Origin of the sequence: Alkalihalophilus lindianensis (assembly GCF_032843265.1) — a bacterium.
Taxonomy (GTDB): Bacteria; Bacillota; Bacilli; order Bacillales; family Bacillaceae_D; genus Alkalihalophilus; species Alkalihalophilus lindianensis.
In genome coordinates, this window is the sequence record NZ_JAWJBA010000005.1 from 41,848 (window position 1) to 67,716 (window position 25,869).

Genomic DNA, 25,869 nt, shown 5'->3' on the forward strand with positions numbered 1-25,869 from the left:
AAGGAAGAACAGAATGGAGCGACAAGAGGCAGAAATACGAGTTCAAACCTTGCGTGAGAAATTAGAAGAGTATGGCTACCATTATTATGTATTAGATAACCCCCTTGTTACAGATGCTGAATATGATCAACTTATGCAAGAGCTCATTGCTCTTGAAGGAGAGCATCCTGAATTAGTAAGTGAAGATTCTCCGTCTGTACGTGTGGGTGGAGAGCCTCTTCCTTTCTTTGAAAAGGTTGAACATCAAATTCCAATGCTAAGTCTTGGCAATGCTTTTAATGATCAAGAGTTACGTGATTTTGATCGACGTGTTCGTGAGCGTGTCGGTGATGAGGTGACGTATAGTTGTGAGTTGAAGATTGATGGTTTAGCTGTTTCGTTAACCTATGAGGATGGAAAATTTGTGCGTGGAGCGACACGTGGCGATGGAACGATTGGTGAGGATATCACGAATAATTTGAAAACCATTCAAGCCATTCCACTACGTCTAAAACAGCCTGTAAGCGTAGAGGTTCGCGGGGAAGCGTATATGCCTAAGAACTCATTCGAAGCCTTGAACGTGGCCAAGGTGGAAGCAGGTGAAGAGAAGTTCGCTAACCCGCGTAATGCAGCAGCCGGCTCTCTTCGTCAACTTGATCCTAAAATTGCAGCAAAGCGTCATTTATCAATCTTTATTTATGCGATTGGAAACGCAGAAGGGCAAGACCTCGCTTCGCACCATGAAGGATTAGCGTTTCTAAGTGAGCTTGGCTTTAAAGTAAATAATGAAAGTAAACATTGTCCGACTATTGAAGAAGTAATCGACTATACAAATGAATGGTTAGAAAAACGAGCAGAACTTCCTTATGAAATTGATGGGATTGTCATTAAAGTTGATTCGATTGAACAGCAAAAAAGTCTTGGTTTTACCGCTAAAAGTCCTAGATGGGCAACCGCTTTTAAGTTTCCAGCTGAAGAGGTCGTAACGATCCTCCGGGATATCGAGCTTAGCGTAGGGCGCACTGGCGTGGTGACACCTACAGCTATTCTGGAGCCTGTAGTCGTAGCTGGAACGACAGTTAAGCGTGCTTCTTTGCATAATGAAGATTTAATTCGGGAGAAGGATGTAAAGCTTGGCGATACAGTGATCGTTAAAAAAGCAGGCGACATCATTCCAGAAGTGGTTAATGTGTTAACTGATCGCCGTGACGGTTCAGAGCGAGAGTTTAGTATGCCGACCCATTGCCCGGAATGTGATAGTGAGCTTGTTCGGTTAGAAGGAGAAGTAGCCCTTCGTTGCATCAATCCAGAATGTCCTGCACAAATACGTGAAGGGTTGATTCATTTTGTCTCAAGACAAGCAATGAACATCGATGGATTAGGTGAAAAGGTGATTGCTCAATTATTTGATCACAAGCTAGTTCAAACCGTAGCCGATCTCTACCAATTAGAGAAAGAAGAGCTATTACGTCTTGAAAGAATGGGAGAGAAATCTGTTGATAATCTCCTTCAAGCGATTGAAAAGTCAAAAGGGAATTCTTTGGAGAAGCTTCTTTTTGGACTAGGTATTCGGTTTGTAGGTTCAAAAGCGGCTAAAACTCTTGCGATAGAGTTTGAAACAATTGATGCTCTTATTGAGGCAAAAGAAGCGGAATTAGTAGCAGTTAATGAAATCGGAGAGAAAATGGCTTCCTCTATTGTGCGTTTTTTTGAAACAGACGGGGCACAAGAGCTTGTTAGCAGACTTCAATCACTTGGTGTAAACACAGCGTATAAGGGACCGAAACCTGTAGCGGCGACCGAAGTTGCAAGTAGTCCGTTTGCAGATAAGACCATTGTATTAACTGGTAAGTTGCATGAACTAACAAGAGAAGAAGCGAAGGAACAAATTGAAGCACTTGGTGGAAAAGTCACTGGTAGTGTGAGTAAGAAGACTGATATAGTAATTGCAGGTGAGGATGCTGGCTCAAAGAAAAAGAAAGCTGAGCAACTCGGAATTGAAATTTGGGATGAGGCTGCATTGGTAGAAGGGCTTAAGTAGCTCTTTTCTATGGATGGAGAGGAGGAAAGATTTAATGTTAAAACGGTGGGGATTACTCTCCTTAACTGGGCTATTGTTTCTTACTGGGTGTTTTCCGATGTTTCAACAAGACGAGGAAGACCCTATTGTAGAAGAGCCGCAGCAAGAAGAACAGGTCGTGGACATTGTCCCACGAGTATCTACTCCAGAAAATTATTACCAAAGTGTACTCTATGATCGTTCCTATTTACATGGACAATCAAGAGGGTTCGGGAATTCTGTTGTTTACAACCGTCTAGACCTAGATCAGCTTGAATTAGGCTTAACTCAAATTGCTAAAGAACAATTTGACCCTGAGGAATACTTTTTTAGGGAAGGGCAGTTTATTGCCAGGAACGAGCTTAATAATTGGTTGATGCGTTATGACGAAGAGGGAAATCCTGCAGGGTTAAACCCGGAACTAGGCGAGGGAGAAACTCTACGTGAGCAAGAAGAAAATCAACCACGCTACTTATCGCATATTCTTGAACATAACTATTTAGTCGAAAATGAAAGTGGCAATTATGAGCTTGGTGGGATCGTCATTGGCTTATCGATGAATAGTGTCTATAATTTCAGAGTGGAAGATGATCAAGGACGCTATTATCTTTATGAAACACCGATTAATCAAGAGGACATGGAGCGTGAAGGCCAACGAATAGCTGATATTATTGTCCAGAGGCTACGTGATCAATCAAGAGAAGAAGGGGTTTTTAATAATATCCCAATAACAGTGGCTATGTTTAAAGAACAGCCAAGGCAGTCAACGGTTCCCGGCAATTACATCATGCAATCAACAGCTCCTCCTGGTGAAGGACTTGAGCGTTGGCAACGAATGAATGAACGATATTATTTATTTCCATCGAGTTCTGCGAATGAGGACGTAAGCAATGATGCGGCTCAATTCCAACACGTAAAAGATGATATTCAAAGCTTCTTTGATACGTTTGTCGGTGTGGTGGGTCGTGGCTATTATATTGATAACCAACTACAAGAGTTAACGATCGAAGTACCACTGCGTTATCAAGGTAAAGCGGAGATTGTCGCTTTAACTCAATATGCAGCAGATGTTATCAGCCAACGAATTAATGATCAAAATGTAAAAGTTAATTTGTATATAACGTCTGTTGCTGGAAAACAAGAAAGTATGGTCGTACGTAATCCGGGCGAAGAACCATTCATACATGTGTTTGAATAAGACTCCTAATAGGGGTCTTTTTTTCTATATATGAACGCTATATCCATATTTTATCTGTTCAATATCATATTGACTTCGCTTTCTTCAATAAAGTGTGGCAAAAATATGTGAACAATGAAAAAAAGTGTTTATTAATGTCTGATATCATGATATATTTATCTCGTTTGGTGGAGGTTGTACACAGAGATAAGAAGTCTGATGTCTTACCAACGCCAAGCCTGTAAGATAGCGCTTACAAAAAGTTAGACAAGTGATAGTGAATTGGTTATGATTGTGTCTAAGGTCATAGCTTGATGAGCCTACTAATGTGTCATACTAATTTGAAGTGCTCTCATGCAAACATTTATAAGGGGGAAATAAAATGAAAAAGTGGTTACGTACGTTAACACTGTCTGTTGCTGCCGCTGTTGCTCTTACTGCTTGTGGTTCGGGGGATGATGCTGCTGAAACGCCTGCTGGTGAAGGTGAAGATGCTCCATCTGAGGATGCTGTTGAAGCTGGTGATTTTAAAGTAGCAATGGTTACCGATGTTGGGGGAATTGATGATAAATCGTTTAACCAATCAGCTTGGGAAGGATTAACTACATTTGGTGAAGAGGCTGGTCTAGAAGAGGGAACAGGATATCGTTACCTTCAATCTGCTACAATGGATGACTTTGAACCAAATCTACGTAGTTTAGTTCGTGAAGATTCTGACCTTGTTTGGGGTATTGGTTTCTTAATGGAAGATGCTGTACGTACGATTGCTGAGCAAGTTGAAGAGGCACAAATTGCGATCGTCGATACTGTTGTATTAGATGCAGACGAGAACACGTATGATAATATTGCAAACGTTACATTTAAAGAGCACGAAGGTTCTTTCCTAGTTGGTGTAGCTGCTGGTCTTCACACTGAAGGCGATAAAGTTGGTTTCATTGGTGGGGTAGAAAGTGGTCTAATTAAGAAATTTGAAAATGGATTTAAAGCTGGCGTTAAAGCCGTTAACCCAGATGCTGAAATCCTAGTACAATATGCAGAGAGCTTCAATGATGCATCAATTGGTTCTCAAATCGCTAACACAATGTACAGCCAAGGCGCTGATATCATTTATCATGCTGCTGGTGGAACTGGTAACGGATTATTCACAGAAGCAATCAACCGTGCGCGTAACGGTGAAGCTGTATGGGCTATCGGTGTAGACCGTGACCAACATGATGAAGGTGCATATGGTGATGAGTCAGTTACACTTACTTCAATGGTAAAACGTGTAGATACTGCTGTAGCAATCGTTTCTGAGCAAACAATGAATGGCGAATTTCCAGGTGGAGAAATTCTTGAGTATGGTCTTGAAGAAGATGCTGTAGGTATTGCTCCTACTACAGATAACCTATCTGAGGAAGCGTTATCTGCTGTTGAAGATTACAAAGCTCAAATTCAATCCGGTGACATTAGCGTACCTTCAACTGATGATGAGTACGATGAGTACCTTGAAGGTTTAGAATAACCAATAAAATAGTACACAAGCAAAGGCTAGTATCGCGCTAGCCTTTGTTTTACCTTAAAGAGGTAACTGGTATGAAATGACAATCTCTTAGTACGAAGGGACAATGACGGATTGCTGTTTGCACAATCCATCATTGCCTCTTTTTTGGCTAAAACAGTCCTCAAAGAAATAGCGGTCAACGTACCTTCTCTTAAATTGTAAGGAGTGAATTAGATGAGTTATGTGATTGAAATGAATAGCATCCGTAAAGAATTCCCTGGCATTGTAGCCAATGACAATATTACACTCCAGCTTAAAAAAGGTGAGATTCATGCTTTACTAGGTGAGAATGGAGCTGGGAAATCAACATTAATGAACGTGTTATTTGGATTGTATCAACCTGAACGAGGCGAGATCCGAGTCCGAGGTGAAAAAGTAGAAATTACAGATCCGAATATTGCTAATCGTTTAGGTATCGGAATGGTACATCAACACTTTATGCTTGTTGACAAATTTACGGTTACTGAAAACATCGTAATGGGAAATGAGCCTACAAAATTTGGGGTAGTAAACATTAAAAAAGCAGCAAAAGAAGTAGAAGCCATTTCTAAAAGATATGGTTTATCTGTTGATCCTTATGCAAAGATCGAAAACATTTCAGTTGGGATGCAGCAGCGTGTAGAAATACTAAAAACGCTCTACCGTGGAGCAGATATTTTGATCTTTGATGAACCGACGGCAGTTTTAACCCCTCAAGAGATTCAAGAACTAATTGGAATTATGAAAACGTTAGTGGCTGAAGGGAAGTCTATTATTCTTATTACCCACAAATTAAAGGAGATTATGTCTGTTTGTGACCGTTGTACGGTTATCCGTCGTGGTAAGGGGATTGGAACGGTTGATGTCAGTGAAACAGACCAGGACAAGCTTGCAGCGATGATGGTTGGACGCGAAGTGAACTTTAAAGTGGAGAAAACACCAGCTATACCAAAAGAAACTGTACTGGCTGTATCGGATTTAACAGTAAAAGATTCGCGTGGCGTAGACGCAGTTAAAGCCCTTAACTTAGACATTAAAGCAGGAGAAATTTTAGGTCTTGCAGGAGTAGATGGGAATGGACAATCTGAGTTTATTGAGGCAATTACGGGCCTTCGTAAAGCAGACAAAGGATCGATTAAATTAAATAACAAAGAATTAGTGGGTCTAAAGCCACGTAAGGTCACCGAGGCCGGAATCGGTCACATTCCAGAGGATCGTCATAAGCATGGTCTAGTATTAGACTTTTCAATTGGTGAGAATATTGTATTGCAGACCTATTATCAACAACCTTATTCAAAGAATACCGTATTAAATTATCCTAACATCTTTAAGAAGGCTAAAGATTTAATCGAAGACTATGATGTGCGTACACCTTCAGAACACACGCCAGCTCGTGCTCTCTCTGGTGGTAATCAACAAAAGGCAATCATTGCTCGTGAAGTTGATCGTTCACCGGACTTTCTTATTGCTGCGCAACCAACACGCGGGCTAGATGTTGGGGCAATCGAATCGATTCATAAACGTTTGATCTCAGAACGTGATAAAGGCCGTGCGGTTTTATTAATGTCGCTTGAATTAGATGAAATTTTAAATGTTAGTGATCGAATTGCTGTTATGTATGAAGGTCAAATCGTGGACATCGTCGATGCGGATAAAACAAATGAGAAAGAGCTCGGGTTACTTATGGCTGGAGGAAAGAAAGAGAAAGCAGGTGAAGCGAAGTGATGGCGAAATTGCTTCCTAAAGGAAGACTATTATCTTGGTCAATCCCCCTAATTGCGGTTTTTCTAGGTATCTTTATCGGGGGGATTATCATGCTAGTCAGTGGCTACAATCCAATTACGGGTTATTCAGCACTTATTAGAGGGATATTTAGCGACTCCTATTATCTCGGTGAAACGGTTCGTATGATGACTCCGCTAATCCTAGCCGGGTTAGCAGTTGCATTTGCTTTTCGTACAGGCTTATTAAACATCGGAGTTGAAGGGCAATTAATCGTAGGATGGTTAGCTTCAGTGTATGTGGGAATTACGTTTGATTTACCAGCGGTTCTGCATTTACCAATGGCTATTTTAGCAGGTGCTCTTGCTGGTGCGTTATGGGGATTCATACCAGGCTTATTAAAAGCTAAATTCCAAGTACATGAAGTTATTGTAACGATTATGATGAACTATATCGCACTATATACAGCTAATGCTATCATTCGTTCTTATTTACTTGTTCCTGGGGAAAGAACAGGATCTATCAATCAGTCGGCTTCACTTTCTTCACCTCTTTTGCAATCATTAACGGATTATTCACGATTACACTGGGGATTTGTTGTAGCGGTCTTAGCGTGTGTGATTATGTGGTTTATTTTATGGAGAACGACAAAAGGATACGAGCTTCGTGCAGTTGGTCTTAACCAACATGCATCCCAATATGCAGGCATGAATGTCCAACGTAACATTATATTATCGATGTTAATAAGTGGTGGTTTTGCCGGTGTTGCAGGTGCTATGGAGGGACTTGGAACTTACGGATATATGAGTATTTTGTCTGGGTTCTCTGGGCTTGGATTTGATGGTATCGCTGTTGCCCTACTTGGAGCAAACACAGCGGTTGGTGTTCTTCTTGCTTCATTCTTATTTGGGGGCTTAAAAATTGGTGCATTAAATATGCAATCACAAGCGGGTGTACCAACAGAATTAGTTGAAATTGTCATTGCCTTAATCATCTTCTTTGTAGCTTCAAGTTATATCATTCGTTGGGTAATGAACCGTGTGAAGAAGGAGGACATCTAATGGATATTATGCAAATTCTTAGCCTAGTGATTCCGGCTGCGATCTTTGCAGCGGCGCCACTTATATTAACAGCATTAGGTGGACTATTTAGTGAACGTGCGGGTGTCGTAAATATCGGTCTGGAAGGCTTAATGGTAATGGGAGCCTTTACGGCAATTATTACGACCTTAACATTAGAAGGAATGGGAATGAGCGGGATGATGGTCATTATTCTTGCGCTCATTATCTCCATTTTAATTGGTTCGGTTTTCTCGTTGTTCCATGCGGTTGCTTCGATTACATTTCGTGCCGACCAAATCGTAAGTGGGGTAGCTCTTAACTTCCTTGCTGTTGGGTTAACTGTATTCTTAGTGCGTTTACTATATAACAAGGGTCAAACAGATTACATTTCCAACCGTATTTACAGAATGGATGTACCGGTATTGAGTGATATTCCGTTCATTGGACCATTGTTTTTCTCAAGTGCTTATGTGACATCTTATGTAGCTATCCTATTAGCCGTAGTTGTTTACTTTATCGTATTTTATACGCCGTTTGGACTTCGCCTTCGTTCAGTAGGTGAGCATCCAATGGCTGCTGATACTATGGGGATCAATGTTAACCGTATGCGTTATATTGGCGTTATGCTAAGTGGTGCATTTGCAGGACTTGGTGGGGCTGTTTTCGCATTAACGGTAACAGGTAACTTCTCTGGTACAACCATTGTCGGACAAGGGTTCATGGCACTTGCTGCCTTAATCTTTGGAAAGTGGAATCCGCTTGGTGCGCTTGGAGCCGCTTTATTCTTTGGGCTTGCTCAAGCTCTAAGTATTACAGGGCAACAAATTCCATTGCTATCCGATGTGCCACCAGTATTCTTATTGATTGCTCCGTATGTTCTAACGATCCTAGCTTTAGCAGGGTTTGTAGGGCGTGCTGAAGGACCAAAAGCAATCGGAAAGCCTTATATTAAAGGTTCAAGATAATCAAGCAAGACCATCTTCTTTAAAAGAAGATGGTCTTTTTGACTTGATGTAATGCTTTTTATTAGCTATTACACCTTATCCTAATAAAGAAATTATTTAGCATAAAGCATTTACAAAAAAGGAAAACTACTCAAGAATCACGAATAAGAATTGACAGCTTCTGTAGGAATATGGGAAAATCTATGGTTCCTTTATTCTGATAAAGAAATTAATGATCATTTATTTTCATGAATATATATCACTATATAGAAGAGAAAGCGATTACAGAAGCGGAAATTATGCATATTTATACATATTTAAATTTTAAAAATAAAAAACTGAATGTTCTAATAAGGATACTGTGTTATGATTAATTTCGGAAAAGTTGATGTGGCCTTCATGTTCCGTCTTAGTGGGGCGTGAGTGTAAAATAAGTAATGCATATTCATTGTATAAATCTATCTTTAGAAATGGAGGTGATTGGATGGACTATGGATTAACAACAGCTACTTGGTTGCTTTTGTACATCCCGATGCCATTATTAATTTTGTTTTCATTAGTTTCGTTACTGAATAGGAGGAGAGGATAACGTTGGAATTAGCTACGATTGTCACATTTATCGTTTATTTAGTTGGTATGCTCGTCATCGGACTTGTAGCATACAAAATGACAAGTAATTTATCAGATTATGTATTAGGTGGACGTCGTCTTGGCGGTAGTGTTGCCGCATTAAGTGCAGGGGCGTCAGATATGAGTAGTTGGCTATTACTAGGTCTACCGGGCGCTATGTATGTCGGAGGAATGAGTGAAATATGGCTCGCGGTTGGTTTAGCAATTGGTGCTTATTTAAATTGGCAGTTCATGGCGGCACGTCTTCGTATGTACACAAAAATTGCGAATGATTCCATTACTCTACCGGACTTCTTAGAACATCGTTTCCATGATAAGTCTAAGTCGCTTCGTATTATTTCTGCACTTGTAATTTTAGTATTCTTTGCATTCTACACGTCTTCAGGACTTGTAGGTGGAGCATTGCTTTTTGAATCATCATTTGGAATGACGTATACACAAGCACTTTGGATTGGTGCTATTGTCATTATTTCATATACTTTCTTAGGAGGATTCCTAGCTGTAAGTTGGACTGACTTCTTTCAGGGGATTCTAATGTTTTTAGCTTTAGTCATTGTCCCTATTGTAGCCATTTCTGAAATGGGTGGCTGGGGTGAAACCGTGAACGCTGTTGGAGAGATTGATCCATCGTATCTTGATGCATTCACAGGTGTTGGAATCATCTCGATTCTTTCATTGCTTGCTTGGGGTCTTGGTTACTTTGGTCAGCCTCATATTATCACTCGTTTTATGGCTGTAAAATCAGTCGACGAAATTCCTAAAGCTCGTTTTGTTGGGATGACTTGGATGGTCCTTGCGTTATTTGGAGCCATCTTCACTGGTTTTATCGGGATTGCGTACTTCTCTGTAAATGGTCCAGCTGGTGCTGCGATTGGAGAAGGCGCACATGAGACTGTGTTTATCTTATTTACTCAAGTGCTCTTTAACCCTTGGGTATCAGGATTCTTGCTTGCTGCTATTTTATCAGCAATTATGTCTACAATTGACTCACAGCTACTTGTATCATCAAGTGCTCTGGCTGAGGATGTGTATAAAGGATTTATCCGTAAAGACGCTTCACAAACTGAGTTGGTATGGGTAGGACGTATCGGGGTAGTTGTGATCGCCTTAGTTGCGATTGCACTAGCATATAACCCTGAGAGCTCAGTACTTGAGCTAGTTGGTTATGCATGGGCAGGATTTGGTGCAGCATTTGGTCCAGTTTTACTACTATCCTTATTCTGGAAACGTATGACACGTAACGGTGCGCTTGCTGGTATGATTGTCGGTGGTGTCACTGTTATTGTGTGGGCTGAGCTTGATCGCTGGTTTGGTTTAAGTGCTGATCAGTTCCCAATCTTAGGTTTATATGAAATCATTCCAGGTTTCATTTTAGCGTGGATTGCAGCGTTGATATTTAGTATCATCGATAAAGAACCATCTGCAGACATTAAAGCTCAATTTGAACAAGTTGATCAAGAATTAAAATAAAGAAATGATAGAAGGCTGATCTGAACGTGGGATCAGCCTTCTTATTTATTATGTGAATATAATTTGGTGGGTTCCTTTAAAGTGATAAAGAAGTATTGATACTATTGGGCTTTGTTGCCTATAAGAGCGTAATTTGGTATCATAATGAATATTGTCTACATGCACGTAATACTACTGGAGGTGATTGAGATGTCACGAATCTCAACGGATGAAGTTAAGCATGTTGCTAACTTAGCAAGACTTGCTATTACAGATGAAGAAGCCGAAATGTTCCAAGGGCAGCTAGATGCAATCATCACATTTGCTGAACAGTTAAATGAGCTAGATACAACAGGAGTGGAGCCAACTTCTCATGTCCTTGATATGAAAAATGTTCTGCGCGAAGATAAACCAGCGGAAGGTTTACCAATCAAAGAAGTACTTAAAAACGCACCAGATCATGAAGATGGCCATATTCGAGTGCCGTCTATCTTGGATTAACAGGGAGGACAAGCTTCATGTCGTTATTTGACCACAAAATGAAAGATTTACATACGATGCTTCACAATAAAGAAGTGAAAGTTTCAGAGCTTGTTAATGAGTCCTACAAACGTATTGCCAAAGTAGATGACAAGGTAGGGGCCTTTTTATCTTTAGACGAGGAAAAAGCACGTTCTTATGCTGCTGAGTTAGATGAAGCTCTAGGAACAGATGCATCTCGCGGTTTATTATTTGGTATGCCAATTGGGGTAAAAGATAATATCGTTACAAAGGACTTACGCACAACTTGCTCAAGCCGTATATTAGAAAACTTTGATCCAATCTATGACGCTACCGTTGTTCATAAGTTGAGAGATGCGCAATCTGTGACAATCGGTAAACTGAACATGGACGAGTTTGCGATGGGATCATCAACTGAGAACTCTGCATATAAAGAAACGAAAAACCCATGGAATCTTGACTATGTACCTGGTGGATCGAGTGGTGGTTCTGCAGCAGCTGTAGCAGCAGGCGAAGTACCATTTACGCTTGGTTCAGATACGGGTGGGTCGATCCGCCAACCAGCAGCTTATTGCGGAGTAGTTGGTTTAAAGCCTACATATGGTCGAGTATCACGTTTTGGATTAGTTGCTTTTGCCTCTTCTCTTGATCAAATTGGTCCTGTTACTCGTAATGTTGAAGATAATGCATACTTACTGCAAGCTATCTCTGGTGTTGACCCGATGGATGGTACGTCTGCACCAGTTGATGTACCTGACTTTTTATCAGCTCTTACAGGAGATATTAAAGGGCTTAAAATTGCTGTGCCTAAGGAGTATTTAGGAGAAGGCGTTGATGAGAACGTTAAGCAGTCTGTTCTTGATTCTCTAAAAGTACTTGAAGCCCAAGGTGCAATGTGGGAGGAAGTGTCGCTGCCTCACTCTAAATATGCCCTAGCCACGTACTACTTACTGTCATCATCAGAAGCATCTGCTAACCTTTCTCGCTTTGACGGGGTGCGCTACGGTTTCCGTTCGGATAATGCAGATAACTTAATCGATATGTACAAGCAAACTCGAGCGGAAGGTTTCGGTAACGAGGTGAAACGTCGTATTATGCTTGGAACATTTGCTTTAAGCTCGGGTTATTATGATGCTTACTACAAAAAAGCACAACAAGTTCGTACATTAATCAAACAAGACTTCGAGAAAATATTTGAAAACTATGATGTTATTATTGGGCCTACAACACCAACCCCTGCCTTTAAAATTGGTGAGAAAACAGATGATCCATTAACGATGTATGCAAATGATATTCTCACGATCCCAGTTAACTTGGCTGGCGTACCAGGAATCTCTCTCCCTTGTGGATTCCAAGACGGCTTACCATTAGGTTTGCAAATTATTGGGAAGCATTTTGATGAGAGTACGATTTATCGTGTGGCGCATGTGTTTGAACAAGTAACGGACTATCATACAAAAAAACCAACATTGTAAGGGGTGAAATAGACAGATGAATTTTGAAACGATTATTGGCCTTGAAGTACATGTCGAGTTAAAAACAGATTCAAAAATATTCTCATCAAGTCCGAACCACTTCGGTTCAGAACCAAATGCCAATACAAGTGTTATTGACCTAGGTTATCCGGGCGTGTTACCTGTATTAAATAAACGCGCAGTAGAATATGCGATGAAAGCTGCGATGGCTCTTAACTGTGAAGTTGCAACTGATACAAAATTTGATCGTAAAAACTACTTCTACCCAGATAATCCGAAAGCCTATCAAATTTCCCAATTTGATAAGCCGATTGGTGAACACGGCTATATCGATATCGAAGTAGGCGGAAAAACAAAACGAATCGGAATCACTCGTCTTCACTTAGAAGAAGACGCTGGTAAACTGACTCACTCAGGCAGCTATTCCCTTTGTGACTACAACCGCCAAGGTACACCGTTAATTGAGATCGTATCTGAGCCCGACATTCGCACACCGGAAGAAGCGTATGCGTATCTAGAGAAGCTTAAATCGATTATTCAATATACAAATGTATCTGATTGTAAGATGGAAGAAGGCTCACTACGTTGTGATGCTAATATTTCTCTTCGCCCAGTAGGACAAGAGAAATTCGGTACTAAAGCTGAGCTTAAAAACTTAAACTCATTCAACTTCGTACGTAAAGGTCTAGAATATGAAGTGAAACGCCAAGAGCAAGTTCTGCTTGCAGGCGGAGTAATCGAACAAGAAACTCGTCGCTTTGACGAAGCGACCGGCAAGACGCTTCTAATGCGTGTAAAAGAAGGGTCGGATGATTATCGTTACTTCCCAGAGCCGGACTTGATCCCACTCTATATTGATGATGAGTGGAAAGATAGAATCCGTGCTGAAATCCCAGAGCTTCCTGATACGAGAAAGAAACGCTACGTGGAAGAGTTAGGACTACCAGAATATGATGCAACAGTCCTCACAATTACAAAAGAAATGGCTGATTTCTTTGAAGCTACGGTTGAACAAGGTGGGGATGCGAAGCTTGCATCGAACTGGCTGATGGGTTCTGTAAATGAGTATCTAAATGCTGAGCAAAAAGAGCTTGATGATGTAGCACTAACGCCAGAGGGCCTTGCCAAAATGATTCAACTAATTGAAAAAGGGACGATCTCATCTAAAATTGCCAAGAAAGTATTTAAGGATCTGATCGAAAAAGGCGGAGATCCTGAGCAAATCGTTAAAGATAAAGGGCTTGTTCAAATTTCCGATGAAGGCGAACTTCTTAAAATGGTTTCAGAAGTGCTTGATAACAACGAGCAATCAATTGATGATTTCAAAAGCGGTAAAGAACGTGCGATTGGCTTCCTTGTTGGTCAAATTATGAAAGCTTCTAGAGGGAAAGCCAACCCGCAAATGGTAAACAAGATTTTATTAGAAGAAATAAAAAAACGTTAATATGTACTCTCCTACGTAGGGGATCAAAAACGAGTGGAGAACCTTGTAGGTTAACCACTCGTTTTTTCATGATGAGAGGAAGTGAATCAAGTGATTTACGGTTATCTTTTAGTTGGACTTTTGATTATTGTGGGATGGGTGTATTTTTTTAAGAAGAGATGATGGCGAGAGAATTAAGTGAAAGAGCTAAGCATGTACGACTTATTTTCACATACACTTTAGATAAGCAATATTCATTGTCCTTTTCTCTCTAAGTAGGTTACAATACACTCATAAATAACTGACAATAAGTGGTTTTTACTCAATTTAATTAAAGTAGGGGATCGCAATGAAAAAAGCACGTCTTATCTACAATCCAACGTCTGGACGTGAACAGATTCGTAAAAATCTTGCCTATGTTCTAGAACGGCTTGAAAAAGCAGGATATGAAACATCTGCTCATGCTACAACAGGTGAAGGGTGTGCCAAAAAAGCTGCCAAGCTCGCTGCAGAGCGTGGAGCTGACCTTGTGATAGCGGCTGGTGGTGACGGAACGATATTTGAAGTCGTAAACGGTCTTGCAGAACTTGACAAGCGTCCAATGCTTGGATTGATTCCTGCGGGGACAACGAATGATTTTGCTCGTGCGTTACACATTCCAAAAGAAATTGAAAAAGCATGTGATATCTTATGTAACGGACATACTGAACCGATCGATATTGGACGAGTGAACGATAAATACTTTATTAACATCGCTGCAGGAGGTACGTTAACGGAGCTTACGTATGAAGTGCCAAGTAAGATGAAGACAATGGTTGGACAGCTTGCTTATTACATTAAAGGGCTAGAGAAATTACCTCAAGTCGCGCCAACTCATGTAAAGATCGAATACGACGGCAAGCTATTTGAAGGTGAAATCATGATGTTCTTAGTCTCAAATACAAATTCCGTCGGTGGTTTCGAGCGCCTTGCACCAAAAGCATCCCTACAAGATGGAATGTTTGATTTTATCGTCGTTAAAAAGATCTCATTCCCAGAGTTCTTACATTTAACAACCCTCGCCATGCGAGGGGAGCATCTCACTCATCCAAAAGTGATGTATGTCCAAGCGAACCGGATTAAAGTGCATGTTGAAAGTGATATGCAACTTAACTTAGACGGGGAACACGGCGGTGCATTACCAGCTGAATTCGTTAACCTTTATCAACATTTTCAAATGCTTACACCGAAAGATCGGAAGAAGCGTGCGTAAATTTGAAGGCTGCAGCTATTTCTGCAGCTTTTTTTATGTTTGGGAAGGATGTTGAGCGGTGTTATGTATGTAATTCGAATGCAAACAGCACGATTTCGCTCAGAGTGAAGAATTAATCGTTACAACCTTCCCATTAATTCGAACACAAATCAAATTATTTCGTACAAATGCATCAAGAATATGGAAATTCAGCTCCACAGTGAAGTTCCGTTTCGTAATCCCTTCAAACCATGCTACAATCACTACAGAAACAAAAGTGAAAAGGACGGCTATAACATGAGTAAACAACCCGCACCAATTGAAAAAAATGAAATCATAGAAGTACAAATAGAAGATTTAACCCACGACGGAGCAGGCGTAGCGAAAGTAGATGGCTACGCTTTGTTTATCCCAAAAGCTCTACCTGGTGAGAAGATTAAAGCGAAGGTCGTCAAAGTGAAAAAAGGATACGGCTTTGCACGTGTCATGGAGACGATTGAAGAAAGCGCACATCGCGCTGAACCACCCTGTCCAATCTACAACCAATGCGGAGGCTGTCAGCTGCAGCATATGAGCTATGAGGCACAGCTAACGTACAAACAAAAACAAGTGAAAGACGTACTTGAGAGAATCGGTCAGATTAAGGGTATTCCTGTACATGCAACCCTTGGTATGAACGATCCGTGGCGCTACCGCAATAAAGCGCAAGTACCTGTAGGAGAAGAGGAAGGGGGACTGATCGCAGGCTTCTATCAAGAGCGCAGCCATCGCATTATTGACATGGATGAGTGTTTAATACAGCATCAAGAAAATGATGAAGTCGTAAGCATTGTCAAAGAAATTGCCAAGAGATATGGCATTCGTGGCTATGATGAGGACAAGCATCGAGGTACCCTTCGTCACGTTGTCGCACGTTACGGCAAACAAACAGGAGATATCATGGTCGTCCTCATAACAAGAGGTAAGGAGCTGCCAAATAAGAAGAACATCATAGAAGATATCCAACAAGCGATTCCTAAAGTGAAGTCAATTGTACAAAACATTAATCCAAAGCGCACAAATGTCATCTTCGGTGATCAAACGATTATCTTATGGGGAGACGAATACATTTATGACTCAATAGGAAACATCCGCTTTGCGATATCAGCTCGCTCATTTTACCAAGTCAACCCAGACCAAACGAAAGTGCTGTATGATAAAGCATTAGAATACGCCGATTTAAAAGGAAACGAAACGGTCATCGACGCCTATTGTGGCATTGGAACGATCTCTCTGTTTCTCGCTCAAAAAGCAAAGCATGTATACGGCGTTGAAATTGTGCCAGAAGCGATTTCAGATGCAAAGAAAAATGCAGAAATTAACGGCTTCACAAATGTCGACTTTGCAGTAGGAGAAGCAGAAAACGTCATGCCGTGGTGGTATGCACAAGGCATCCGCCCAGATGTCATCGTCGTCGATCCACCGCGTAAAGGCTGTGATGAAAAGCTTCTTGAAACGATCTTAAACATGAAGCCAAAGCGCGTCGTCTATGTATCCTGTAATCCAGCAACCCTAGCGCGCGACCTGCGAGTGTTAGAAGATGGTGGGTATAAGACAAAAGAAGTGCAGCCGGTGGATATGTTTCCACATTCGACACATGTGGAGTGTGTAGCGCAACTTGTTTTAAACAAATAACCTTAAATTAAACTTTTGCTAACCCGACCCTGAGATCGCAAAAAAACCTTTTGCACTCTCGGTTTTTTTGTTAACCACCGAGTCAGTATTCTTCCAATTTTCCTTGTTTAAACTCGAATAGTTGAATGCTGCTTATGGTTGGATTTAGCAAGAACTCTTTTTTGTGGTAGAAAGATTGTGAAGTTAACATGAAGATTAGCGTTCAGTTTGATAAAACGTGTTTAAGCATGGTATAAATTTATAAGAAACTAGGACATTCTACTTTTGAATTTGAGATAATGGGTTGGTCTGATACCCCATCATGAAAGTATTTGAATATAAAGATGGATGTGAATATAAAGATGGATTTGAATATAAATAAAAAAGAAAATTTCTGGGCTGATTTACCTCGACCTTTTTTTATACTGGCACCAATGGAAGAGGTGACGGACGTTGTTTTTCGTCATGTAGTAAGTGAAGCGGCTAGACCTGATGTGTTTTTCACAGAGTTTACCAACAGCGAGAGCTATTGTCACCCGGATGGGATGAAAAGTGTGCGTGGGCGTTTGACTTTTACAGAAGATGAGCAGCCGATTGTAGCTCATATATGGGGGGACAAGCCTGAATACTTTCGTCAAATGAGTATTGGGATGGCGGAGCTTGGCTTTAAAGGTCTGGATATTAATATGGGCTGTCCTGTACCTAATGTGGTTCAGAATGGGAAAGGAAGCGGGCTGATTCATCGTCATGAAGTGGCTGCCGAATTGATCCAGGCAGCAAAAGCAGGTGGATTGCCTGTAAGTGTAAAGACAAGGATTGGTTTTGCGGAAGTAGACGAATGGCGGGACTGGCTGACTCACATATTTAAGCAAGATATTGTGAACCTTTCTATTCATCTGCGTACAAGAAATGAAATGAGCAAAGTGGATGCTCATTGGGAGTTGATCCCAGAGATTAAAAAACTGCGTGACGAGGTGGCACCACATACACTATTGACGATCAATGGAGATATTCCTGACCGTCAAACTGGCTTGAAGCTTGTTGAGCAATATGGTGTTGATGGTGTGATGATTGGGCGTGGTATTTTTCATAATCCATTTGCCTTTGAAAAGGAGCCAAAAAATCATAGCAGCAAGGAATTGCTAAATCTCTTAAGGTTGCATCTAGATCTCTATGATAAATACTCACATTTAGAGCTGCGTCCGTTCAAGGCTCTTCATCGCTTTTTTAAGATTTATGTCAAAGGATTTAGAGGGGCGAGTCAATTAAGAAATGAGCTAATGAACACAGCATCAACAGATGCAGTGCGTGAATTGCTTGATCAATTTGAGTCAAAGAATCTTGATGGAATGCAGGAACAGTAGAAGTGTCCCATTTAAAATACAAGGAAATTAAGAGCAAGAGCCTTTCAACATGAAACGGCTCTTTTTCTTATGTACAACCTTATTATGAAAAGCACTACTGCGCACTCCACTCATACATTCATACGGAGTATTTTTTAGCTTCCACTGAGAAGGGATGAATCAAATGGATAACAGTACGTGGAGTGGCAGGGATGATGAGAGACGAGGAAATGTTAATGATTTTGTCTCCATTTTGGAGGGGAATGGGTTTATTGTTCAGCAAGGAATCCTTAAGTATAAAGACATATTAAAGTTATGTAGTTTGGGAATTATAGAAGATTATTTTGGCAATCACGCGGTGGCACCATATGCATCTTACTTCCTCCAGCTCCTAATCAGAAATCATCCAAAGGACTGAGGCATCAAAAAGGGTATGACCCTAGTAAATGGTCTTCTTATAATGAGGGGGATCTTGATGTATGGAGTGAACTCAGTCTATTTTTCGAAGATGAAAATCCAGTCTAAAATTATCAGAGTTACCTTTTTCTGAGCACCTTTTTATTAAAAAATTGAGTATTTATAGCGTGCTTATCCTAATGGTATATGCATGATTTTTAGTATGTGTATTATTGTCGAAAAAAGAATTATCAACTCAACGTTTGGAACATAGTGTTAAAATGTAGGTTAGTGATGTAAGTTAGAAAAAAGGAGTTAAGAGAATGGGCAGAAAGTTCGCTCCTTTAAATGTTCTGAGATCAGAGGAAATTGAACTTCTAAGAAGGACAAAATTGAATATCAAACGTGCTAAGACCAAAAAGGAATTGGAGTATTATCAATCTATTTTTCAGGCACTCGTTATAAGCTCTACAAGCAACATAAATAAGCACATACCTCCGAAGGGTGAAGATGTAAGACCAGAAAAATAAAAGGTTGAACTCTAGTGCTTAAAAGCTATGTTGGAAAACTTAATTTATGGTAACTTTTTCTTATTTTCACTTATTTTGTTTTGTTGAATGAGTGAATATCATTATTGTACGAAATAAATAAAGGAGTTTATTATGCAAAAAGATAAGCGCGCTCAGATTTTAGAAGCTTCAGTCCATTTATTTGCGGAGCGAGGATTTCATGCTACTACAATTCCAATGATTGCAGATCAGGCTAAGGTAGGAGCAGGAACAATTTATCGCTATTTTGAGAACAAAGAAACGTTGGTTAATGAGCTATTTCAGGAATACATTGAAAAGTTAAAACAGACAATATTAAATAATTATCCGCCTGAAGAAGCAGAGATTCAAACAAAGTTTAACCATCTTTTTTTTGCAATGGTTTCTTATGCAGAGGAACATTTACAAGCTCTTTATTTTATTGATTCTCACAGCAATAATCATTGTTTAGATGCCAAAAGTCTAGAAAGTTACCAGTCCCTTCTAGAACTTTTTAACTCTTTTATAAAAGAAGGTCAGAAAGAAAGATTAATCAAGCCGCTGCCCTCATATGTTTTAATAGTGATGGTATTTGGGGCCTTTTTAGGGTATTACAAATTTATTCAACGTGGTCATTTTTCTGCTACAGACCATCTAATGGATGAATTTAAAAAATGTTGTTGGGATGCTATTTCTTTACACTAAGCGGAATGAATATTCATTCCGTTTTAATTATTAAGAAGGAGAGAGAATAAATGAAAAAACTTAAAACAAGAAACGAAATACCACAACCCCGTACTTACGGGCAGTTATTAAATTTACCTCAGATCAATTTTGATGCCCCTACACAATCGTTTTCTAAGTTAGCTACTAAGTATGGGCCTATTTTTAGAATGCAGCTTCCTGGAAGAGATACATTGTATGTATCTGGACACAAGATTGTCGAAGAGGTTAGTGATGAGAGCAGATTTGCCAAAAACGTATGGAAGCCATTGCGAAATGTCAGAGAATTTTCTGGAGATGGGTTATTCACGAGTTGGACGCATGAAGATAATTGGAAGAAAGCTCATAATATATTGTTGCCTAGTTTTAGTCAAAGAGCGATGCAAGGCTATCACGATAAAATGCTCGATATTGCACTTCAATTAATTCAAAAATGGGCAAGGCTCAATGAGGATGAAGAAATTGATGTGCCTGAAGATATGACACGTCTAACCCTTGATACCATCGGCTTATGTGGGTTTAACTATCGGTTTAATAGTTTTTATACTGAAAAAAATCACCCATTTATTGAAAGTATGGTTAGTGCGCTTGATGAAGCAATGAATCAATTGCATCGCCTTGAAATACAAGATAAATTAAGTATTCGAAAGAAGAACACATTTAAAAAAGATATTGATACGATGTATGAACTGGTAGATAAATTAATTGCTGACCGCAAACGCTCAGATGAGATCGACAAGGGCGACCTCCTATCTCGAATGCTTGAAGGAGTAGATCCTCAAACTGGAGAAGGGTTAGATGATGAGAATATACGCTATCAAATGATTACATTCTTAATCGCAGGTCATGAAACAACAAGTGGACTTCTTTCTTTTGCAGTATATTACTTGCTGAAAAATGAAGATAAATTAAAGAAAGCACAAGAAGAAGTGGAAACGGTTCTAACACATGAACTACCAAGCTATCAACAAGTGCGTCAGCTTAAATATATACGAATGATTTTAGAGGAGACCTTACGCCTTTGGCCAACAGCACCAGCGTTTTCCCTTTATGCACTAGAAGATACAACGCTTCAGGGAGAATATCAAATCAAAAAAGGCGATTCAGTCAATGTTCTCCTCTCTGCTCTGCACCGAGATAAGGAAGCCTGGGGAGAGGATATAGATGTATTTAAACCGGAGAGGTTTGAAGATCCTACTAAAGTGCCTGAGAATGCATATAAACCATTTGGTAATGGGAAAAGAGCATGTATTGGACAACAGTTTGCTTTACATGAAGCAACACTGGTACTAGGTATGCTTTTAAGAGAATTTGACTTTATTGACCATACTGATTACCAACTTGAAGTTAAAGAAACATTAACTCTAAAGCCTCATGACTTTAAAATAAAAACACAAGTACGTGAAAGAAAAGACATCATGATGCCTAGCCCTAAACGTACTGTTAAAAAAAGAGAAACTCAGCCGGTAGAAGAAAAGGCAAAGAAAAATAATCACGGGACTCCTTTACTCGTTTTATATGGTTCCGTGATGGGTACCGCAGAAGGAGTAGCAAGAGATTTAGCAGAGGCTGGTCGCCTGCAAGGGTTCGATTGTAATGTAGCGACTTTAAATGAGTTTAAAGGAAGTTTGCCTAAGGAAGGGCTTGTTCTTATTGTGTCAGCCTCTTACAACGGAAAGCCACCTGAAAATGCCGAGGAATTTATAGAATGGCTCGATCAGACTGATGCTTCACTTGATGGGGTGAGGTACGCTGTATTCGGGTGTGGCGATACTAATTGGGCAAGTACGTATCAAAAAGTACCTGTACTCATTGACCAACAGTTAGAACGAAAAGGAGCTATACGAGTATATGAGCGTGGTGAGGGGAACGCAAATGCTGATTTTGAAATGGAGTTCGAGGAGTGGCACGGAGCCATGTGGCCTGCTGTTCTAAAGGAACTTGATATCGAGCTGAAGGAAGATCTATGGAATCAAGGGACGCGTCTTGAGCTTCAATATGTGAGTGGAATTGCTGAGGCCTCAATAGCAAATAATCATTTAACAAAGGAAAGCACTGTTCTAGAAAATCGTGAACTTCAAAGTGAGGAAAGCGGGCGCTTCACCCGTCACCTTGAAATAGCTGTTCCGAAAGGGTTGCATTATCGCGAAGGTGACCACTTGGGGATCATCCCAAAAAATAATCATTTCTTGGTTGAGCGTGTCTTAAAACGTTTTAACTTGAAGGGAACAGAAAAAGTGATTTTACAAGGGAGTGGACGCAAATTAGCCCATTTACCAAAAAGAAAACCAGTAAGTATCCAAGATCTTCTTAGCTACAGTGTTGAATTACAAGAACCTGCTAGCAAACAACAAGTAGTAGAAATGGCGTCTAAAACGACTTGTCCTCCTCATAAAATCGAATTAGAGCAGTTGCTAGAAGATGAGCACTTTCGTATTGAAGTTTCTAAGAAAAGAGTCTCTATGCTTGATTTCCTAGAAAGGTATGATGCATGTGAGATTGAATTTGAGCACTTTTTATCTTTATTGCCACCGTTAAAACCTAGATATTACTCTATCTCGAGCGCCCCAAGTGTCCAGAGAGATCAAGTAAGTATTACGGTTAGTGTGGTAAGAGGAGACGCATATAGTGGAAATGGAGAATACAGAGGGGTAGCTTCCAATTATTTGATGGAACTTAAAGAAGGCGATGACGTAGTGATCTTCTTTAGAACTCAACGTGCCTTTAAGCTGCCAGAAAAACCTAGCTCTCCTGTGATAATGGTTGGACCAGGGACAGGGATTGCCCCATTCCGAGGGTTTATACAAGCGAGAGATGCATTGAAAAAAGAAGGCACAGAGCTTGGAGAAGCACATCTCTACTTTGGAAGTCGTCACGAGAAGCATGATTATTTATATGACTCGGAATTAAAAGAGTATGAGAAAGAAGGCATCGTTTCCCTGCATACCGCATTTTCCCGTATGGAAGACAGGCCTAAAACGTATGTACAAGATCTGATGAATGAAAACGCCGGCCAATTAATTCGACTGCTTGATGAAGAAGGAGGCTACCTCTATATTTGTGGGGAAGGAAGTAGGATGGCACCGGACGTAGAACAAACATTAAAAAGCAATTATGTCACTATTAAAAATGAATCAGATACAAACGCTCAAAAGTGGTTAGATGATCTTCAACAAGAAGGGCGTTATGTAAAGGATGTGTGGTAAGGAGATTTTAATCGGTAATTTCAGCGCTGGCTGATTTTTAAACTTCTTTAAATAACTCAAAAAAAGCTCCAGGACCAACCTCCTGGAGCTTCTTCCTTGATTAAAGTGATATCTTAATAACCTTCTTATAATAAAGAACCGATAAGACACCGAAAATCGAATACATTGCTGCATATAATCCCATCACAATGATCATTGGTGTCCATAGCTCGGTGCCGAAGAAGAACCAGCCTGATTTGACGGCAAAGTAGCTGTGCACTAGTCCAACAACTAAAGGGATACCAAAATTAAATAGCTGCTTTCCTAGTATACCTTTTAGTAGATCTTTTTCTGTGAAACCCAATTTTCTAAGAATCTTGTAGTTTGGTTGTTCCTCGTCGCCTTCTTCCACTTGTTTAAAATAGAGAATACAGCCTGAGGTAATTAAAAAGGTAAGTCCAAGGAATCCGACGATGAACATGATAAGTCCCATGTTCATTTTTTGCTGGCGCACTTCTGAGTATTGAGAGGCATAGCCGTAGTCTTCACTGAACGGCATGCTGTTAAATAATTCATCCGCTACTCCCACGGTGTCCCTATCCTCTAATGCAAATCCTACAAAGATCGAGGATTCAAGTTGAATATCTGGATTCATGTCATTAGCGAGTTTTGTAAATGTCGCATCATCGACTATCGCTGTTGGCAATCCAAATGTGAAATAGTGAGGAAGCACACTTTCTTTCGCTAATCCTAGATACTCTTGCTCGACTGCTTCAGTGAGTCCATGAAAGGTGAGTGTACCTGAATCTTGTAAGTTTAGCAGAGCTTGCATCGCATCACTAAACCCTGAGAATGTCGTTTCGCCTTCGCTAACATCAATCCCTTCCACATGACGGTCGCTAATCACAGACATGGTCATTTTACCCGTATCAAATTGAAAGTTCTCCATATCTCTTCCCACAATTTCTTCTACATTTACTTCCATTTGGATCACATCAATCACTTTTTCACTGTAAGTAATTCCGCTTTCTTGTAATACCTCACCAAAAGCTTCTGCATTCTCTGTGGTGATAAACGTAAAATCGGCAGGAGCTGTACTCTCCGCTGTTTTTTCAGCAGAATAATACGAGATATAGCTTAATGACAGGAGACCAATAGCAAGAGCAGATACCGTTGTGATAATCGTGAGCAGCATCGCATTTGATTTCATGCGGAACATAATTGACGATAGCGACATCACTTCATTAATGTTTAAGTATCCACTCTTATTCTTTCTAATGAGGTTGGCTATAAATCGGACTGAGCCTTTGTAGAAAAAGTAAGTCCCGATAATAACTGATGCCAAAATAAAGATCATCGCAAAAAATAGATAGTTCATAGATACAAAGCTTCCATCAAAAAGCCTCGCAGATACGTAATAACCAGTTGCAATCAACGTGATACCGAGGATTCCAATTAAGATTTCAACTAATGAAATCCTCTTCACCCGGCCTTCTGTTTTACTTTTGATCTGAAACAGAGACAGGATGCTTTGATGCTTAATAAACAGATAGTTCATCAGCATGATTAAAAGATAAATAGCACCGAATACGAGCAGTGTTTGAATGAAAGCATTGCCTGAAAAGTAAAGAGAGGCAACAGCTTCCACCCCCGTTATTTTAAGTAAGGTCATCGCGACTAATTTCGATACGGCAAAGCCGATAAAGATCCCAATTAATAACGAGCCGAAATAAAGCATTAAATTTTCAGCACTAAGAATCATGAAGATACGATTCTTTGTCATACCGATCAGTTGAAACAGCCCAATTTCTTTACTACGTCTTTTGATGAATAAATTATTTGCATATAGTAGAAATACGGTCACGATCGCAATAAGAAGAACGGATGCTGTCTGTATGGCAGCTAACCCTCTAAGCGATTCGGATGCTTCATCCATTGAAGGGTCATACTGCAAAGTGACAAAGGCGAAGTAGAGTGCGGCGCTAAACATGAGTGCAAACACATATAGATAATAGCTCTTTATATTCTTCTTAAAGCTGCGAATAATAAGCTGATTAATGCTCATAGTGCACCCCGCCTAACACTCCTTGTGTTTTCATAATATCTTTTAAGAAGGTGTTGCGGCTCTCTTCTCCCTTATTTAGTTGGGTGTAAATTTGGCCATCTTTTATAAAGATGACGCGGCTGCTGTAGCTGGCTGCAACAGGGTCATGTGTCACCATCACAATCGTTGATTTTCGCTTTTCATTTAAGCTGCTTAATTTACCTAAAAGGTCAGACGCTGATTTTGAATCAAGAGCACCTGTAGGCTCATCAGCAAATATTATACTCGGCTGGTGAATAAACGCGCGCGCTGCAGATGTTCGCTGCTTTTGCCCTCCTGAGATTTCATTAGGATATTTATCTGCAATTCCTTCAATTCCAAGCTCTGCTGCTACTGATTGGAATTTCTCGAGTGCTACTTTTTTAGCAGTGTTCGTAATTGAGAGAGGTAACATTATATTTTCTTTAACGGTTAATGTATCTAGCAAATTATAGTCCTGAAAGATGAACCCTAAATGATGCTTTCTAAATTCTGCTAGCTTCTTTTCCTTGCTCTTCGTTAGTTCCTCTCCATTGATCATAAGTGAACCATGGCTTAGACGGTCAATCGTTGATAATACATTTAAAAGAGTGGTTTTCCCTGAGCCAGATGCACCCATGATTGTTAGAAACTCACCCTTTTCAATGCTGATATCGATTCCTTTCAAAACTTCTTGCTTCGTAAATTTATTTCCATAGCTTTTATGAATTTTTCTAGCTTCAAGTATTGTCATATCACATTTCCTCCACCTGTTAAGATACTCTTATTGTATAAAGTCTGGCACAT

17 protein-coding genes are annotated in these 25,869 nt (G+C 40.1%); 15 read left to right on the forward strand and 2 right to left on the reverse strand.

Annotation, left to right across the window (positions count from 1 at the left end):
* Nucleotides 1-13: 13 nt before the first annotated feature.
* From ligA to RYX56_RS15225, 15 genes are all read left to right on the forward strand, one after another.
* Entirely contained in the window at nucleotides 14-2,020 is a 2,007-nt protein-coding gene (ligA, locus tag RYX56_RS15155; RefSeq protein ID WP_317122894.1) for an NAD-dependent DNA ligase LigA, read from the forward strand.
* Nucleotides 2,021-2,054: 34 nt separating this feature from the next.
* Nucleotides 2,055-3,236 (forward strand): CamS family sex pheromone protein, encoded by a 1,182-nt coding sequence (locus tag RYX56_RS15160; RefSeq protein ID WP_317122895.1) that lies wholly within the window; start codon nucleotides 2,055-2,057, stop codon nucleotides 3,234-3,236.
* A 361-nt stretch (nucleotides 3,237-3,597) separates the two neighbouring features.
* Nucleotides 3,598-4,719 (forward strand): BMP family lipoprotein, encoded by a 1,122-nt coding sequence (locus tag RYX56_RS15165; RefSeq protein ID WP_317122896.1) that lies wholly within the window; start codon nucleotides 3,598-3,600, stop codon nucleotides 4,717-4,719.
* Nucleotides 4,720-4,932: 213 nt separating this feature from the next.
* On the forward strand, nucleotides 4,933-6,462 hold the full coding sequence (locus RYX56_RS15170) for an ABC transporter ATP-binding protein (RefSeq protein WP_317122897.1): 1,530 nt from the start codon (nucleotides 4,933-4,935) through the stop codon (nucleotides 6,460-6,462).
* On the forward strand, nucleotides 6,462-7,520 hold the full coding sequence (locus tag RYX56_RS15175) for an ABC transporter permease (RefSeq protein WP_317122898.1): 1,059 nt from the start codon (nucleotides 6,462-6,464) through the stop codon (nucleotides 7,518-7,520). The genes RYX56_RS15170 and RYX56_RS15175 overlap by 1 nt, the downstream gene beginning before the upstream one ends.
* A complete protein-coding gene (locus RYX56_RS15180; protein WP_317122899.1) occupies nucleotides 7,520-8,485 on the forward strand; it encodes an ABC transporter permease in 966 nt (321 codons plus the stop codon). The genes RYX56_RS15175 and RYX56_RS15180 overlap by 1 nt, the downstream gene beginning before the upstream one ends.
* A 570-nt stretch (nucleotides 8,486-9,055) precedes the next feature.
* On the forward strand, nucleotides 9,056-10,564 hold the full coding sequence (putP, locus tag RYX56_RS15185) for a sodium/proline symporter PutP (protein WP_317122900.1): 1,509 nt from the start codon (nucleotides 9,056-9,058) through the stop codon (nucleotides 10,562-10,564).
* Between the two features lie 189 nt (nucleotides 10,565-10,753).
* A complete protein-coding gene (gene gatC, locus RYX56_RS15190; RefSeq protein WP_047972970.1) occupies nucleotides 10,754-11,044 on the forward strand; it encodes an Asp-tRNA(Asn)/Glu-tRNA(Gln) amidotransferase subunit GatC in 291 nt (96 codons plus the stop codon).
* A 17-nt stretch (nucleotides 11,045-11,061) separates the two neighbouring features.
* On the forward strand, nucleotides 11,062-12,519 hold the full coding sequence (gene gatA, locus RYX56_RS15195; RefSeq protein ID WP_317122901.1) for an Asp-tRNA(Asn)/Glu-tRNA(Gln) amidotransferase subunit GatA: 1,458 nt from the start codon (nucleotides 11,062-11,064) through the stop codon (nucleotides 12,517-12,519).
* A gap of 16 nt (nucleotides 12,520-12,535) precedes the next feature.
* Complete coding sequence (gene gatB / locus RYX56_RS15200) at nucleotides 12,536-13,963, forward strand: Asp-tRNA(Asn)/Glu-tRNA(Gln) amidotransferase subunit GatB (RefSeq protein WP_317122902.1); 1,428 nt, start codon at nucleotides 12,536-12,538, stop codon at nucleotides 13,961-13,963.
* A 328-nt stretch (nucleotides 13,964-14,291) separates the two neighbouring features.
* A complete protein-coding gene (locus RYX56_RS15205) occupies nucleotides 14,292-15,194 on the forward strand; it encodes a diacylglycerol kinase (protein ID WP_317122903.1) in 903 nt (300 codons plus the stop codon).
* 276 nt (nucleotides 15,195-15,470) lie between these two features.
* A complete protein-coding gene (gene rlmD / locus RYX56_RS15210) occupies nucleotides 15,471-16,847 on the forward strand; it encodes a 23S rRNA (uracil(1939)-C(5))-methyltransferase RlmD (protein ID WP_317122904.1) in 1,377 nt (458 codons plus the stop codon).
* A 341-nt stretch (nucleotides 16,848-17,188) separates the two neighbouring features.
* Nucleotides 17,189-18,190 (forward strand): tRNA dihydrouridine synthase, encoded by a 1,002-nt coding sequence (locus RYX56_RS15215; protein ID WP_317122905.1) that lies wholly within the window; start codon nucleotides 17,189-17,191, stop codon nucleotides 18,188-18,190.
* A 1,037-nt stretch (nucleotides 18,191-19,227) separates the two neighbouring features.
* Nucleotides 19,228-19,797 (forward strand): TetR/AcrR family transcriptional regulator, encoded by a 570-nt coding sequence (locus RYX56_RS15220; RefSeq protein ID WP_317122906.1) that lies wholly within the window; start codon nucleotides 19,228-19,230, stop codon nucleotides 19,795-19,797.
* Between the two features lie 50 nt (nucleotides 19,798-19,847).
* Nucleotides 19,848-23,021 (forward strand): bifunctional cytochrome P450/NADPH--P450 reductase, encoded by a 3,174-nt coding sequence (locus RYX56_RS15225; protein WP_317122907.1) that lies wholly within the window; start codon nucleotides 19,848-19,850, stop codon nucleotides 23,019-23,021.
* Nucleotides 23,022-23,121: 100 nt separating this feature from the next.
* Here RYX56_RS15225 and RYX56_RS15230 read toward each other — a convergent pair whose 3' ends face one another.
* Together RYX56_RS15230 and RYX56_RS15235 are read right to left on the reverse strand one after the other, a co-directional pair.
* Nucleotides 23,122-25,065 (reverse strand): FtsX-like permease family protein, encoded by a 1,944-nt coding sequence (locus RYX56_RS15230; protein ID WP_317122908.1) that lies wholly within the window; start codon nucleotides 25,063-25,065, stop codon nucleotides 23,122-23,124.
* Nucleotides 25,055-25,816, reverse strand: a complete 762-nt coding sequence (locus tag RYX56_RS15235; RefSeq protein WP_317122909.1) for an ABC transporter ATP-binding protein — start codon at nucleotides 25,814-25,816, stop codon at nucleotides 25,055-25,057. The genes RYX56_RS15230 and RYX56_RS15235 overlap by 11 nt, the downstream gene beginning before the upstream one ends.
* Nucleotides 25,817-25,869 lie beyond the last annotated feature (53 nt).

Excerpts from the sequence above, each read along its gene's own strand:
- gatB (WP_317122902.1), top strand. The coding sequence starts at position 12,536 with ATGAATTTTGAAACGATTATTGGCCTTGAAGTACATGTCGAGTTAAAA.
- RYX56_RS15175 (WP_317122898.1), top strand. The coding sequence starts at position 6,462 with ATGGCGAAATTGCTTCCTAAAGGAAGACTATTATCTTGGTCAATCCCC.
- RYX56_RS15215 (WP_317122905.1), top strand. The coding sequence starts at position 17,189 with ATGGATTTGAATATAAATAAAAAAGAAAATTTCTGGGCTGATTTACCT.
- RYX56_RS15205 (WP_317122903.1), top strand. The coding sequence starts at position 14,292 with ATGAAAAAAGCACGTCTTATCTACAATCCAACGTCTGGACGTGAACAG.
- ligA (WP_317122894.1), top strand. The coding sequence starts at position 14 with ATGGAGCGACAAGAGGCAGAAATACGAGTTCAAACCTTGCGTGAGAAA.
- RYX56_RS15165 (WP_317122896.1), top strand. The coding sequence starts at position 3,598 with ATGAAAAAGTGGTTACGTACGTTAACACTGTCTGTTGCTGCCGCTGTT.
- rlmD (WP_317122904.1), top strand. The coding sequence starts at position 15,471 with ATGAGTAAACAACCCGCACCAATTGAAAAAAATGAAATCATAGAAGTA.
- RYX56_RS15220 (WP_317122906.1), top strand. The coding sequence starts at position 19,228 with ATGCAAAAAGATAAGCGCGCTCAGATTTTAGAAGCTTCAGTCCATTTA.
- RYX56_RS15170 (WP_317122897.1), top strand. The coding sequence starts at position 4,933 with ATGAGTTATGTGATTGAAATGAATAGCATCCGTAAAGAATTCCCTGGC.
- RYX56_RS15225 (WP_317122907.1), top strand. The coding sequence starts at position 19,848 with ATGAAAAAACTTAAAACAAGAAACGAAATACCACAACCCCGTACTTAC.
- RYX56_RS15180 (WP_317122899.1), top strand. The coding sequence starts at position 7,520 with ATGGATATTATGCAAATTCTTAGCCTAGTGATTCCGGCTGCGATCTTT.
- RYX56_RS15230 (WP_317122908.1), bottom strand. The coding sequence starts at position 25,065 with ATGAGCATTAATCAGCTTATTATTCGCAGCTTTAAGAAGAATATAAAG.
- RYX56_RS15235 (WP_317122909.1), bottom strand. The coding sequence starts at position 25,816 with ATGACAATACTTGAAGCTAGAAAAATTCATAAAAGCTATGGAAATAAA.
- RYX56_RS15160 (WP_317122895.1), top strand. The coding sequence starts at position 2,055 with ATGTTAAAACGGTGGGGATTACTCTCCTTAACTGGGCTATTGTTTCTT.
- gatA (WP_317122901.1), top strand. The coding sequence starts at position 11,062 with ATGTCGTTATTTGACCACAAAATGAAAGATTTACATACGATGCTTCAC.
- gatC (WP_047972970.1), top strand. The coding sequence starts at position 10,754 with ATGTCACGAATCTCAACGGATGAAGTTAAGCATGTTGCTAACTTAGCA.